Genomic DNA, 13,874 nt, shown 5'->3' with positions numbered 1-13,874 from the left:
CGACGACCCGAACCTCAGAACAGCGCCGACTGCACCGCGGGCAGATCGGATGTGAAGGCCCCGAGTTCGATTCGCCGACCCTTCAGTGCCGCCAGATCCACGACGTAGGTCTCGTCGTCGACGGTCGCGATCACTGCCTGCCCGACGCATGTCCTGATCTCGAGTCCGTGGGATCCGGTTGCGACATCTGCGGGGTAGGCGACGCGGCTGACGCTCTCGCTCAACGCTTCTCGGCCCGCGGGCGGGGCCCAGCGTTCGTCGATCGGGGTGCATCCGGCGATGCCTGCCTCGGTCAGCATCTCGCGGACCTGCTCGGCCCGGGCAGCGGTGGCAGCCTCGAGCCTGTCCACGTCGATCGGCAGACACAGCGAGGCGGCTTTCGCCGCGGACCTCACCGCCTGCCGTAGCCCCATCGATTCGGTCACGAGGTCCTCGGCCACCCGGACGGCTTTTCCGTCGTCGGCGTGGGCGACGTACCGCGCACAGATGGCACCCTGCTCGGCGAGCCGGCCCCATTTACGCGTGTCCGCCGCCGTCCCGATCTTGAAGGTGCCGTTGGCGAACGCCGCCAGATAGAGCCAATGCGGTTGCATGACGTGCTTTTCCAGATCCCGCGAAACGAATCCGCTGCGATGCACGGTGTGCACGAATCGAAAGCTGTCCTTGTCCGCGCACGTTGCGCACTGCCCCGACGCGACGGCCCGCTCCCGGCCGGGGCACGGCACGTAGCGCGGCGGGCCGTCCGCCCGAAATGCCATGCGTCCGGTGCAGTACCGATCGGTCGACGCACCCGACGCACGGAAACCGAGCATGCAGCCGACCAGTTCGCGGAACTCGATCTGCTCGGTGTCGACGTCGAGCAGCCGCAATCTCGGGCTCGGTGCAGGTGACGCCGCCGAGGGCCAGGAGACGCCGAGGACCAACCTCGCCGCGGTACTGCTCGTCAGCGCGGGCCGAACTGACGATCGCCCGCGTCACCGAGGCCGGGAACGATGAAGGCGTTGTCGTTGAGGCCGTCGTCGATGCTCGCGGCCACCAGTCGCACCGGCAGACCCGAGGCTTCGAGCGCGGCAACTCCTTCGGGAGCAGCAACGACGCAGATGGCGGTCACGTCCGCCGCACCGCGGCCGACGAGAAGTTCGATCGTGTGGACCATGGATCCGCCGGTGGCGAGCATCGGGTCCAGTACGTAGACGGGCGTCTGCGAAAGGTCGTCGGGCAGGGACTCCATGTACGGCACGGGCTGATGGGTCTCCTCGTCTCGGGCCATCCCGACGAAACCGACGCGGGACTGCGGGATGAGGCTGCTGGCCTTCTCGACCATGCCGAGACCTGCGCGCAGAACCGGAACCAGCAACGGCGGTCGCGCAAGCCTGGTGCCCTCGGTGACCGCGACGGGTGTCCGCACCTCGAAGGTGTCGATCGCAGCATCGCGGGTGGCCTCGTAGACCAGCATGTGGGTGAGCTGGCGCAGAGCCGACCGGAACGTGGCGTTGTCGCTGCGCTCGTCCCGCATCGTGGTGAGCAGGGCTGCGGCCAGTGGGTGATCGACCACGTGTGTTTCCATGCCGACAAGGATAGGACGTGGGCGGCAGGACGCGAACGGCAACTCGGGGGAACCGAATGGCACGTACCCGCGTCGAACCAGTTGGGCGTCGCACCAGGCGACGGTGAATCGATTGCATTCTCAGGGGGCACTGATGGCCGAGCTAGTCGTCGAAACCGAGGGGGTCCTCGCATACGGTGCGGTGGCGTCGACCATGGCCGAGCAGATCGCCGCGGCAGGTGCTGCTGCCGCCGCGTGCGGCCCCGCTGTGCTGGCTCCGGTGTTCGGCCTGATCGGACAGGAATTTCTCGGTGCAGTCACCGGCACGCATCTGGCGCACACAGATGCCGTGGTGCGCCTGGCGGGCACGGTGGCGAGCATCGGTTCCGCGGCCACCGCATCCGCAGTGTCGTACGCCCTCACCGATGCCGGCACCGGCGCAACCGTTGCGGCCTCGGCCGCTGATACCACCGCGGCCTCGGCCGCCGGTATCGCGCAGGACGCGCGGTAAGTGCCGATGATCGATCTGTTGGCCCGTCCCATCGTCGATCTGCTCGGGGCCTTCGGCAACGGGGCGCTGCCCACCGGGGGTCCTGCCGACATGCTGCGTGTGTCCTCGGCAGCGATCGAGGCGGCTCAGGGAATCGGTAGGGTCGCGGTCACCGAGCTCGCTGCGAACTGGAACGGTGAGGCCGCCGACGCGGCCATTCGCTACGCCGAGAACGCTCATACGAGCGCAATCGCACTAGCCGACCACGCCGACGACATCGCTGCCGTCGTCGATCAGGCCTGCCGCGACACCAATCAAGGCTTCCTCGAACTGCAGGCGATCGTCCAATCGTTCGTAGGAATCGCACTGTCCGCCGGGCCGATCATCGCCACCCCGCCGGGGCAGACCATGCTGATCACGGCGGCCATCGAACACCTCGAACGAGCTCTCGTGGTGGTGGCGCGCGTTCGGGGCGAATTGGCCGTCCACACCGCCGAAGTCGGTGAACTGGCCGCTCCGCCGACAGTTCCCGCCCCCGTGGGCGGCGGACCGACACCGACCCCCGGCTCGTCCTCCAACCTCATGACCTCGCCTGCGACATCGCAGGTGATCGAGGCAGGCGAGAAGCTGGCAAAGACGTTCGCGCAGTCCGTCTCACCCGCCGCTGGGGCCGAGTCGCCCAGTAGCGGCGGTGCCCAGAACTACCTGGGCAATCCGAGCACCGATCCCTCCCGAACCGCCGACAGCACCGGCCGGGGAGTCGAGATACGACTGCCCGACGGCAGTACCGTCACCGCACCCAACGCCGAAGCCGCGGGTGCCGTCCGCAGCGCACTGACCCAACAGGGTGTGCCCTACGTATGGGGCGGCACCACGCCGGGCAGCGGGCTCGACTGCAGCGGATTGACCCAGTGGGCGTACGCACAGCAGGGCGTCGAGATCCCGCGTCTGGCACAGGAACAGGACATCGGCTCCGCCGTGGCACCGGGTGAGGTGATGCCCGGTGACCTCGCAGTCTGGGACGGACACGTGGCCATGGTCATCGGCAACGGCCAGCTCGTCGAGGCAGGCGACCCAGTACAGGTGGGACCGATCAGAACGACCAACAGCGGTATGGGCTTCAAGGGCTTCTACCGTCCGACCGAATGAGGGGCCAGCCAATGACGAACTCGGACATCCCCGTCGTCAGCGCGGTATCGGGAACTCGATCGGGATCGGTGACGGTGCGCGCCACCGAACACGGACTGCCCATCGGGATCGTCATCGACGAGCGCGAACTGCGGTACGGCGGAGGCGCATTGGCGTCGACGATTCTCGAGCACTGCGTACGGGCGAGTGCGGCCGCACGAGCCCAGCGCCGCACCCTCCTCGAAGCGGACGGATTTCCCACCGAGGTTCTCGATCGTCTCGGTTTGCCGACCCGTGCCCGAGTCGCGGCCGAAGCGAACGCCGATCTTGCAGAGGACTCCGCACCCACGAGTTGGTTGAAGCAGGTATGACCCACGCCCACACCACCGAACTCGACGCTCTGGTCGGCAGCGCTCAGCACCGGCTGGATGCACTCCGCGAAACGCACGAGCGACTGGACCGCATCAGAATTCGACTCACCTCGCCGGACAATCTGGTGACTGTCGTCGCCGATGGATCCGGCGCCCTGGTCGAGCTCGAGCTCGCCGAGAACCTCGGATCGGTTGCCGCCCACGCACTCGCGTCGACGATCACCGCAGTGACTGCCGACGCTGCGCTTGCGGCGCTCGACCAGCGCGAGGCGATCCTGCAAAGTCTGCAGGGTTCGTTCACAGACTCCTGAGATAGGCTTCGCGCCATGGCTGGAGACATCATCCCGATCGAACTCGGTCTCACCGCCGGTGACTTCTCGACACTGTGGGCACCGGAGTGGCGAGAAGGCGACGACGAGTGGGAGGCATTCCTCGGACACGAGGAAGACCTGTACGGATTCTCGACCGTCGCAGAGCTCGCGGCATTCGTCAGATCCGACGACGACAACGATCTCGTCGACCATCCGTCGTGGAAGGTGGTCTCCGCACTCGCCGCACACGAACTCGAGCCCGACGATCTGCACCGCTTCGATCTGGTGGCAGTGCCGGAGTTGGTGGCCTCCGACCCCGAAGCCGACGTTCTCGCCGAACTGCAGGCCACCTTCGACATCGTCTCCTCCATCGGCGATGTCTGCGAATTGCGACCCGTCACAAGCTTTTTCAGCTCCAACCCTTTCGTCGGTGCCGTCAGCGGAGGCGTCGAGAACTTCCTCGGTCGCGAGGGTGGCGAACTGTGGGACCGCATCGCTGCAGCTGTGGCCAAACACTGGGACGACGTGCTCGACGCAGTCGACTCCATCGTCACCTCCCCCGATGTCGACTCCGCTGCCGTTGCCGTCGCCGAAGCCGAGATCACCGCAGCGGCAGAGAACGCCGTCGACGCCGATGACGTCACCGACGACATCGACTCCGATTCTGACGACGAAGACGAAGACGACGACTCTGCCGAGGTGGACCGCGATCCGATCGCCGCAGCCGCCGCCGAAGAAACGTTCTGGACCACTGTCGGCATCGACCCTATTCGCATCATCACCTCGGACGACACGCTCTACACCCTGCGGTGCTACCTCGGCGACAAGCCGGTGTTCCTCGGTCGCGGCGGTGCCATCAGCGTCTTCGGTTCCGAGCGTTCGCTGGCCCGGTATCTGGCCGACGATCACGATCACGATCTGGCACAGGTCAGCACCTACTCCGATGTTCAGACCGCCGCCATCGACGGCTCCCTCGACATCGCGATCACCGACGACAACGTCTACGTGCTGCCCGGCCTTGCCGACGACCTCGCCGACGGGCCCACCGCAGTCGACGTCGACCAATTGGATCTGGCCGTCGAATTGTTCACCGACGCAGCCGATTTCGCCGGCGACGGTTCCGTCGACGACGCTCTCGCCACGTCCACCCCACTGGGTTGGTACGTCTCGTACGCCCTCGAGCCCAGTCCCGATCGGCTCGCTCCGAACGCACCGTTCGACGTCGAGGCCGAAGCATGGCGCGCCCTCGAGCGTGAGTTCGAGAGCCGACTGCGCAAGAAGTAGCCGCCCGCCGGGTCTACTCGATCAGCCGATCAGAACTGCATAACCGGGCTTGATGACGTCGTCGATGAGCGCCAGCCGCTCGTCGAACGGCAGGAACGCAGACTTCATCGCGTTGATGGTGAATCGCTCGAGATCGCTCCAGCCGTAGCCGAAGGTCTCGACGAGCTTGGCCATCTCGCGACTCATCGAGGTATCGCTCATCAACCGGTTGTCGGTGTTGACGGTGACGCGGAATCGCAGTCGGGCAAGCAGATCGAACGGGTGCGTCGCCAACGATTCGGCGGCTCCGGTCTGGACGTTGGAGCTCGGGCACAGTTCGAGGGGCATCCTCGTGTCGCGGACGTAGGCGGCGAGCAGACCGAGCTCGTGTGTGCCGTCGGCGTCGGTGGTGATGTCGTCGGTGATCCGAACCCCGTGACCGAGCCTGTCGGTGCCGCAGAACGCCACGGCTTCCTGGATCGACGGCAGACCGAACGCCTCTCCCGCGTGAATGGTGAAGTGCGCGTTGCTCGCTCGCATGTACTCGAAGGCGTCGAGGTGGCGACTGGGAGGGAAGCCGGCTTCGGCACCGGCGATGTCGAAGCCCACGACGCCGCGGTCACGGAACCGGACCGTCAGCTCGGCGATCTCCCGCGAACGCGCCGCATGCCGCATCGCAGTGAGCAAGGTGCCGATCGTGATGTTCTTGCCGCGCACCTTGGCCGCGGAAATCCCGGCTTCGAAGCCGGCGAGCGTATGGGTGACGACCTCGTCGAGGCTCAGCCCGCGCTCGAGGTGCTGTTCCGGTGCGAAGCGCACCTCGGCGTACACGACGCCGTCGTCGGCCAGATCCTCGGCGCATTCGCGCGCCACTCGGAACAGCCCTTCGGGGGTCTGCATCACGGCGACGGTGTGCGCGAACGTTTCGAGATACCGGACGAGCGAGCCGCTGTCCGCGGCGTCGCGGAACCACTCGCCCAACGCTGCACCGTCGGTGGCGGGAAGATCGCCGTAGCCGCATTCGTCCGCCAGCTCCAACACGGTCTGCGGGCGGAGTCCGCCATCGAGGTGATCGTGCAGCAACGCCTTGGGAGCTGTCCTGATCGACGCGAGATCGAGTGGCGCACTGCCACCGATAGAAGACTGAGTGTTTTCCGCGGTGCTCATGTGACGACGGTAGCGTGCGGCTCGCACGCACGCGCGTCCGCCGGAGCCCATCGGCGAGTCCGCGGATTCCGGCGAACCCCGCCACTTCTGCGACCCATTTCGTTGCATTGTTACTCCGATGAAAACAATTCCGTCGATACACAGCGAATCGGCGACGGAAATCGTAGTGTTCATCCAACACACGCGACCGATTCTGTCGGGTCTCCTTCCGACGTCCTCGGTCGACTCGAACCTCGGAGAGACCTATGTCGATTGCGGAACCGCCGAACACCATTCCGGGTAAGGGACTCAACACCGGCGCTCTCGGGTTGGTCGGCAACATCGTCATCGGACTGTCGGCGGTGGCCCCGGCGTACAGTCTGGCCGCCACCCTCGGCTACGTCGTTCTGGCCGTCGGCGACAAAGCACCGTCGATGTTCCTCCTTGCCTTCGTCCCGATGCTGCTCACTGCCTTCGCCTACCGAGAATTGGGACGCGACACGCCGGACTGCGGAACGTCGTTCACCTGGGGTACCAAGGCGTTCGGCCCGTGGGTCGGCTGGATGGCGGGATGGGGGCTGGCCGTCTCGGCGATCATCGTGCTGGCCAACGTCGCCGAGATCGCTGCCATCTACCTGTTCGAGTTCCTCGGCCTGTCGGGGTTGGCGGAGTCGACTGCGGCCAAGGTCGCCCTCGGTTCGTTCTTCATCGTCTCGATGACCTACGTCAGTTTTCGCGGCATCCTCATCAGCGAACGCATGCAGAACGTGTTGCTGGTCGTGCAGTTCGGCGTACTCATCGGAGTGTCGGTGACGGCACTGGTCAAGGTGGGTACCGGGACCGCAGGACCGCAGGCCGTCACGCCCCAGTGGAGCTGGTTGGTGCCTACCGGAGTGACGATGTCCGACGCGGCCCAGGCCATCATCCTCTGCATCTTCATCTACTGGGGATGGGATGCCTGCCTGGCCGTCGGCGAGGAAACCAAGGACTCGGAGAAGACGCCGGGACGCGCCGCAGTGATCACGACGCTGATCCTCGTGGCGACCTACGTGCTCGTCGGATACGCCGTGCAGTCGTTCGCCGGGTTCGGCGACACCGGCATCGGCTTGAACAACCCGGACAACGTCGACGATGTGCTGACCATTCTCGGCGATCCGGTCGCCGGTTCGATCGTCGCGTCGCTGCTCCTGTTGACTGTCTCCATCTCGGCACTGTCCTCGACTCAGACGACCATCCTGCCCACGGCCCGCGGAACACTGTCGATGGCCGTGTACGAGGCCATCCCCAAGCGGTTCGCCAGCGTGCACCCCAAGTACATGACGCCCGGCTTCGGCACGCTCGTGATGGGTGCCGCGGCCCTGCTGTTCTATCTGGTGCTCACCTTCGTCAGCGCCAACGCACTTCAGGATTCGGTGGCATCGCTCGGACTCGCGGTCGCGTTCTACTACGGCATCACCGCGTACGCGTGCACGTGGTACTTCCGTCGGACTTTGTTCTCGTCCGCCCGAAACCTGTTCATGCGCGGCATCTTTCCGCTTCTCGGCGGACTGTCCATGACGTGGGCGTTCGTTCAGAGCGCGGTCGACATGATCAAGCCCGACTACGGTTACACCGTCTACGGTCCTGTCGGCGGAGTGTTCGTTCTCGGTGTCGGCATGCTGGTACTCGGCATCCCGCTCATGCTGCTGTGCTTCGTCGGCAACAAGGACTTCTTCCAGGGCAAGACACTCACCGCGTCGACCGACGTCAAGGTTCCCGACACTTACTAGAAGAGAAGGACACCGCGCTCATGAAGATCACCGTCGGCTACCTCGCCACTCCCAGCGGCGACGACGGCGTAGCCCTGGCCACCGCCCTCGCCCGCGCCCTCGACGCGTCCATCGACATCGTGCTGGTCATGGCCGTCGACGAACCTGTGATGGAAGGCAGCGGACCATACCGAAAAGTTCTCGAGGCCAAGGCGCGGGGCTGGGTGGACGACGCGGCCGCCCAGGTGCCGTCGGGCATCGAGGTGACCACGCACGTGCTCAGCCACGAGTCGTTCGCCCGCGCCCTGATCGACTTCGCGGTACAGACCGATGCCGACATGATCGTCGTCGGCGGTGCCGGTGACGGCCTGCTGAACCGGCACTCGATCGGGTCGGTCGCCGGTCAATTGCTGCATGCGTCGGAGGTACCGCTGGCACTTGCCCCTCGGGGCTACCGGCTCTCGAACGCACCGATCACCGACCTGACCGTCGCCGTCCCCACTCGGGCCTCTGCTCCGAATCCGCTGCCCTTCGCCTTCACCCTTGCCAGCGCAGCGCACGTGCCGGTGCGATTGGTGTCGCTGGTCTCGCTCGAGCCGACCGGGGCCCCGAGCGACGAGACTTCACTGGACACCCGTCGACGACAGGTGGCTGCCGCGCAGGACAATCTCGACCGCGCGGTGCGCACGCTCCCCGATATCGACGGCCTGCAGTCGGTCGTCGCCGATGGGTCGACGCTGGACGAGGCGATGGGCAACCTCGACTGGAAGCCGGGCGATGTGCTGTTCCTCGGCTCGAGTCGACTGGCGACTCCCAAGCGGGTGTTCCTCGGATCGAGTGCGGCCAAGATTCTGCGGGCTGCGCCGGTGCCGGTGGTCGTGGTTCCGCACGAGTAGAGCGGCTTCGCCGCATGTGAGTGGAAGTTCGTAGCAGAGGTCGAAGTTCCGTGCACGTGCGGCGAAGCCGCTCACTCAGCTGTCGAAGCCGAGACCGAGGGCGTCCATGCCCTTGAGCCACAGGCCTCGCTTTCCGCCGTTGCGGTCGGCTCGGGCGAATGCCGCGCGGGTGATGTTGATTCCGATCGACTTGAGGGGCTCGGGCGGGAACGGCAGCGGCATGCTGCGCACCATCTTCAGCCGTGTTCGTTCGGTGTCCTTGCCGTCCAGTAGATCGAGGGCGGTGCGGGCCCCGAAGTGCGACGCGCCGACGCCGAGGCCGGTGAACCCGGCCACCGCGGCCACCCGTCCGTTCATTCCGAGATCCCAGAAGGCGCTGAACCGCGAGCACGTGTCGATCGATCCGCCCCAGGCGTGGGTGGCACGGATTCCCTCGAGGCCGGGGAACATCTGCAGGAGGTGTTCGGCGAGCAATGCGAACTCTTCGGGATGTTGGGTTCGGCGTGGGTCGGTGTCGCTACCGTAGAAATAGTGCGCGTCCCACCCGCCGAACAGGATGCGATCGTCCGCCGTCAACCGGAAGTAGTGGAATCTGTTGCCGGAGTCGGCCAATCCTTCGCGGCCGGACCAGCCGATGTCGGCGAGCTGCGTCGACGTCAGTGGTTCGGTCATGATCACGTAGTCCCACACCGGGACGATCCAGTGACGGAGCTTACGGCGCAACGACTTCGATGCCGAGGTGGCCAGCAGAACCTTGGCGGCCTCGATGGTGCCGTAGCCCGTCTTCACTCGAATACCGTTGCCGGACTTACTGATCGACAAAGCCCGAGTGTTCTCGTGAATGCGAACGCCGAGCGACTCGGCTGCGTCGGCCAGGCCCCAGGCGAGTTTGGCGGGGTCGATCATCGCGACGTCGGGGTCGAACAGTGCACCGCGCGCCATCGGTGAGGTGATCCTGGACTGCATTGCAGCGGCGTCGAGGTACTCCATCGGCTGCGACAGGCGCGCGCCCTCGTCGCCGAGCTCGCGCAGGTCGTCCACCTGCCAGTCGAAGTTGGCGATGTCGAGCTCGCCGGTGCGTTCGATGTCGGAGTCGATCCCGTACTTGTCCGCAGTTGCGCAGATCGCGTCGAGCGTCTCGGTGCCCATGCGCAGCAATTCCGGTAGTTCGTCGGCGTAGCGGTCGAGACCGTTGCCCAGTCCGTGCGTCAGACTGGCCGCACAGAAGCCGCCGTTACGACCGGTTGCCCCTTCCGCGATGCGGTCGCCTTCGAGCAACACGATCGATCTGTTCGGGTTCTCCTCTGCCGCCTGCAGAGCCGCCCACAATCCGGTGAATCCGCCGCCGACTATCACCAGGTCCGCTGCCGCCGAACCGGTGTGCCGTGCCCGCGGTGCCGGGCGTTCGGGACGATCGAGCCAGTAGGACTCCGGTGCCGCGCCCGCCACCATCGCCACGCCGCGGTCGGTGGGTGCGGTTGCCCATGATGCGCTCATCGGGCGTCCTCCTGCGCTTCGGGATCGGCCGACGCGAACACCGTTCGATGCCAAGCCTTTCGGGCCACCCCCGTGATGTCGGTCATGACGTGTTTGACGGTGAGGTACTCGTCGAGCGAGTAGCTCGACATGTCCTTGCCGAAGCCAGAGGCTCCGAATCCTCCGTGTGGCATCTCGCTGATGATCGGAATGTGATCGTTGATCCACACACAGCCGGCGGCGATCTCGCGCGTCGCTCGTCCTACGCGGTACACGTCCCGGGTCCACGCGGAGGCGGCGAGTCCGAACTCGGTGTCGTTGGCGCGCCGGATCGCATCGTCGTCACCGTGATGCTTGGACACCGTGAGCACCGGGCCGAACACCTCGTCGCGATAGATCTCGTCCTGCTCGCCGACATCGGCGATCAAGGTCGGCGGATAGAAGGCACCTGGACCCGGTGGGGTTCGACCTCCGGTTACCACCCTGGCCCCCGCGTCGCGGGCTCGATCCACCATCGCAGCCACACGATCTCGGTGCGCAAGGGAGATCAACGATCCCATGTCGGTTGCCGGATCCGTCGGGTCTCCCACGACGACGCGACCCATCAACTCGGCGACTCCGGCGACGAAGTCCTCGTACAGGGAGTCGGCGACGATGGCGCGCGTGGCTGCCGTGCAGTCCTGGCCGCCGTTGATCAAGGATCCCGCGACGGCTCCGTGGATGGCTGCGTCGAGATCTGCGTCGTCGAACACCACCAGCGGTGCCTTGCCGCCGAGCTCGAGCTGCACCCGCGTGCCGTGCGCAGCGGCCTGCGCCATGACGCGCCTGCCGACGGGAGTGGAGCCGGTGAACGTCATCAGGTCCACGCCCGCGTGGGAGGACAGCGCGACTCCGGCGTCGAGACCCGTTCCGGTGACGACGTTGAACACCCCGTCCGGCACGCCAGCTTCGGTGGCCAAGCGTGCCAGCCGCAAGGTGGTCAGCGGGGTGAGTTCACTGGGCTTGAGCACGATGGAGCACCCGGCCGCCAACGCCGGCATCGCTTTCCACACCGCCATCTGCAGCGGATAGTTCCACGGCGTGATCGACCCGACCACTCCGACGGCGTCACGGCGGATGGCGGAGGTGTGCTCACCCGAGTACTCCGCAGCAGCCTTACCGTCCAGGTGCCGCGCCGCTCCGGCGAAGAACTCGATGTTGTCGATGCTGCCCGGAACGTCGAATTCCGTTGCCAGCCTTGTCGATTTGCCGGTCTGCGCCACTTCCTCGGACACGAAGTTCTCCGCGTCGGCCGCAACCAGACGCGCCAGTTCCATCAACACAGCGCTGCGGTGCGCAGGCGTGGCGGTGGACCATGCCGGAAATGCCGATCGGGCATGTGCGAGAGCCGAATCGACGTCTGCTGCGGTGGCCAGACCTATGTCGGCGACGACAGCTCCGGTCGCGGGATCGTCGACCGCATACCGCTCACCGCTACCGTCCACCGAGTGTCCATCGATCCAACAACCAGGAATCTTCGCCATGCCTGCAGAGTACCGTCGGATCCACTGATTCTCTCTGTTTCCAACCTTTCGACAACTGATTCTGTCGTCTGAATCCATAATCGACACGCTTTTCATCGTCGACGGGTTGTGTTCACGGCCGCGACAATGACAAGATCGACCCATGCCCGAGCAACCGCCCATCGCACTCGACGACGTCTCCAAGGCGATCATCGAGCAACTCCAGGAGGACGGGCGTCGCTCGTACGCTGCCATCGGCAAGGCCGTCGGACTCTCGGAAGCGGCTGTCCGTCAACGAGTTCAGCGCCTGACGGACTCCGGCGTCATGCAGATCGTCGCGGTGACCGATCCGGTACAGGTCGGATTCAAGCGGCAGGCCATGATCGGCATCAAGTGCACCGGCGACAGTTATGCACTGTCCGAGGAACTGTCGGCGATCGATGCGATCGACTACGTCGTCCTCACTGCAGGGTCGTTCGACGTCGTCGTGGAAGTGGTGTGCGAGGACGACGAACAACTCCTGCAGATCCTGAACAAACAGATCCGCAGTCTGGACGGTGTCACCAGCACCGAAACGCTGGTCTATCTCAAACTCGTCAAGCAGCAATACAATTGGGGAACACGATGACGCGAACGACATCCGAGCTCGACGCTTCCGCAGCCAAGCATCTGTGGGGCCACTTCACCCGCCACGGCGCAGGGGTCACTCCCCCGATCATCACCCGCGGCGAGGGTTCGACCATCTGGGACTCGAACGGTAAGAGCTACATCGACGGTCTCTCGGGGCTGTTCGTGGTGCAGGTGGGACACGGCCGTGAGGAACTGGCCGAGGCTGCCGCGAAGCAGGCCAAGGAATTGGCGTTCTTCCCCCTGTGGTCGTACGTGACCGAACCCGCGATCGAACTCGCCGAGCGGCTCGCCGGTTACGCTCCGGGCGATCTCAATCGCGTCTTCTTCACCACCGGCGGCGGCGAGGCCGTCGAGAGCGCATGGAAGCTCGCCAAGCAGTACTTCAAGAAGGTCGGCAAGCCCGGTAAGCACAAGGTGATCTCGCGAGCGATCGCCTACCACGGCACCCCGCAGGGCGCGCTGGCCATCACCGGAATCCCCGCGCTCAAGGAACCCTTCGAGCCGCTGACTCCGGGTGCGTTCCGAGTGCCGAACACCAACATCTACCGCGCCCCCGCTCCCCTGGACACCGACCCGAAGGCGTTCGGCATCTGGGCCGCGGACCGGATAGCCGAGGCCATCGAATTCGAAGGCCCCGACACGGTTGCCGCGGTGTTCCTCGAGCCGGTTCAGAATGCCGGCGGCTGCTTCCCTCCGCCGCCCGGATACTTCGAGCGTGTCCGCGAGATCTGCGACCGCTACGACGTTCTGCTCGTCTCCGACGAGGTCATCTGCGCTTTCGGCCGGATCGGGTCGATGTTCGCGTGCAGCGACTTCGGCTACGTACCGGACATCATCACCTGCGCGAAAGGAATGACCTCGGGCTACTCACCCATCGGCGCAATGATCGCCTCCGACAAGCTCTTCGAGCCGTTCGACGACGGCACGTCGAGCTTCGCGCACGGATACACCTTCGGCGGCCACCCCGTCTCCGCTGCCGTTGCCATGGCCAATCTCGACATCTTCGAGCGCGAGGGCATCAACGCGCACGTCGCAGACAACGCACCGGCGTTCCGTTCGACGCTCGAGAAACTGCACGACCTGCCGATCGTCGGAGACGTGCGCGGCGAGGGATTCTTCTACGGAATCGAGTTGGTCAAGGACAAGACCACGAAGGAGACGTTCAGCGACGCCGAAGCAGAACGCATCCTTCGCGGCTTCCTGTCCAAGGCCCTGTTCGACGCCGGCCTGTACTGCCGCGCCGACGACCGCGGCGATCCGGTGGTGCAGCTGGCTCCGCCGCTGATCTGCGGTCAGAAGGAGTTCGACGAGATGGAGCAGATCCTGCGCAGCGTGCTGACGGAGGCGGGCAACCTGATCTGACCGGG

The 13,874-nt window shown here is 65.7% G+C and carries 14 protein-coding genes; 9 read left to right on the top strand and 5 right to left on the bottom strand.

Translation table 11 applies throughout. The features are described from left to right. Positions 1 to 14 precede the first annotated feature (14 nt). Complete coding sequence (locus R4P57_RS01990; RefSeq protein WP_317801223.1) at positions 15 to 869, bottom strand: DUF2797 domain-containing protein; 855 nt, start codon at positions 867 to 869, stop codon at positions 15 to 17. Positions 870 to 943: 74 nt separating this feature from the next. Further along, positions 944 to 1,567 (bottom strand): uracil phosphoribosyltransferase, encoded by a 624-nt coding sequence (gene upp / locus R4P57_RS01985; RefSeq protein ID WP_037188128.1) that lies wholly within the window; start codon positions 1,565 to 1,567, stop codon positions 944 to 946. A 133-nt stretch (positions 1,568 to 1,700) separates the two neighbouring features. On the opposite strand from upp, the gene R4P57_RS01980 reads away from it, so the two are divergent. From R4P57_RS01980 to R4P57_RS01960, 5 genes are read left to right on the top strand one after another with little or no spacing between them, the layout of a single operon-like run. Then, positions 1,701 to 2,057, top strand: coding sequence for a type VII secretion target (locus R4P57_RS01980; protein WP_317801222.1), 357 nt, complete (start codon positions 1,701 to 1,703; stop codon positions 2,055 to 2,057). Positions 2,058 to 2,063: 6 nt separating this feature from the next. Beyond that, complete coding sequence (locus R4P57_RS01975) at positions 2,064 to 3,185, top strand: C40 family peptidase (RefSeq protein WP_317801219.1); 1,122 nt, start codon at positions 2,064 to 2,066, stop codon at positions 3,183 to 3,185. A gap of 11 nt (positions 3,186 to 3,196) precedes the next feature. Further along, positions 3,197 to 3,535 carry a hypothetical protein gene (locus tag R4P57_RS01970; protein WP_317801217.1) on the top strand — a complete coding sequence of 113 codons (339 nt, stop codon included), beginning with the start codon at positions 3,197 to 3,199 and terminating at the stop codon, positions 3,533 to 3,535. Continuing rightward, positions 3,532 to 3,846 carry a YbaB/EbfC family nucleoid-associated protein gene (locus tag R4P57_RS01965; RefSeq protein WP_317801215.1) on the top strand — a complete coding sequence of 105 codons (315 nt, stop codon included), beginning with the start codon at positions 3,532 to 3,534 and terminating at the stop codon, positions 3,844 to 3,846. Before R4P57_RS01970 ends, R4P57_RS01965 begins: the two co-directional genes overlap by 4 nt. 15 nt (positions 3,847 to 3,861) lie before the next feature. Further along, positions 3,862 to 5,130, top strand: a complete 1,269-nt coding sequence (locus tag R4P57_RS01960) for a primosomal protein (RefSeq protein ID WP_317801213.1) — start codon at positions 3,862 to 3,864, stop codon at positions 5,128 to 5,130. A gap of 21 nt (positions 5,131 to 5,151) precedes the next feature. Here R4P57_RS01960 and R4P57_RS01955 read toward each other — a convergent pair whose 3' ends face one another. Continuing rightward, positions 5,152 to 6,276: an adenosine deaminase gene (locus R4P57_RS01955; RefSeq protein ID WP_317801212.1), complete on the bottom strand. Its 1,125-nt coding sequence runs from the start codon at positions 6,274 to 6,276 to the stop codon at positions 5,152 to 5,154. Between the two features lie 245 nt (positions 6,277 to 6,521). Here R4P57_RS01955 and R4P57_RS01950 point away from each other — a divergent pair, with 245 nt between their 5' ends. Next, entirely contained in the window at positions 6,522 to 8,024 is a 1,503-nt protein-coding gene (locus R4P57_RS01950; protein WP_317801211.1) for an APC family permease, read from the top strand. Between the two features lie 20 nt (positions 8,025 to 8,044). Next, positions 8,045 to 8,899: a universal stress protein gene (locus R4P57_RS01945; protein WP_317801209.1), complete on the top strand. Its 855-nt coding sequence runs from the start codon at positions 8,045 to 8,047 to the stop codon at positions 8,897 to 8,899. 75 nt (positions 8,900 to 8,974) lie between these two features. Here the strand turns inward: R4P57_RS01945 and R4P57_RS01940 are convergent, their stop codons facing one another. Further along, positions 8,975 to 10,396 carry an FAD-dependent oxidoreductase gene (locus tag R4P57_RS01940; RefSeq protein WP_317801207.1) on the bottom strand — a complete coding sequence of 474 codons (1,422 nt, stop codon included), beginning with the start codon at positions 10,394 to 10,396 and terminating at the stop codon, positions 8,975 to 8,977. Further along, positions 10,393 to 11,898, bottom strand: coding sequence for a gamma-aminobutyraldehyde dehydrogenase (locus tag R4P57_RS01935; RefSeq protein WP_317801205.1), 1,506 nt, complete (start codon positions 11,896 to 11,898; stop codon positions 10,393 to 10,395). Before R4P57_RS01935 ends, R4P57_RS01940 begins: the two co-directional genes overlap by 4 nt. 142 nt (positions 11,899 to 12,040) lie before the next feature. On the opposite strand from R4P57_RS01935, the gene R4P57_RS01930 reads away from it, so the two are divergent. Together R4P57_RS01930 and R4P57_RS01925 are read left to right on the top strand one after the other, a co-directional pair. Then, on the top strand, positions 12,041 to 12,505 hold the full coding sequence (locus R4P57_RS01930) for an Lrp/AsnC family transcriptional regulator (protein WP_032376836.1): 465 nt from the start codon (positions 12,041 to 12,043) through the stop codon (positions 12,503 to 12,505). Further along, entirely contained in the window at positions 12,502 to 13,869 is a 1,368-nt protein-coding gene (locus tag R4P57_RS01925; RefSeq protein ID WP_317801203.1) for an aspartate aminotransferase family protein, read from the top strand. Before R4P57_RS01930 ends, R4P57_RS01925 begins: the two co-directional genes overlap by 4 nt. Positions 13,870 to 13,874: the final 5 nt, after the last annotated feature.

It is taken from the genome of Rhodococcus sp. IEGM 1330, assembly GCF_033142445.1.
Classification (GTDB): Bacteria; Actinomycetota; Actinomycetes; order Mycobacteriales; family Mycobacteriaceae; genus Rhodococcoides.
This window is presented reverse-complemented; position numbering and strand designations above follow the sequence as displayed.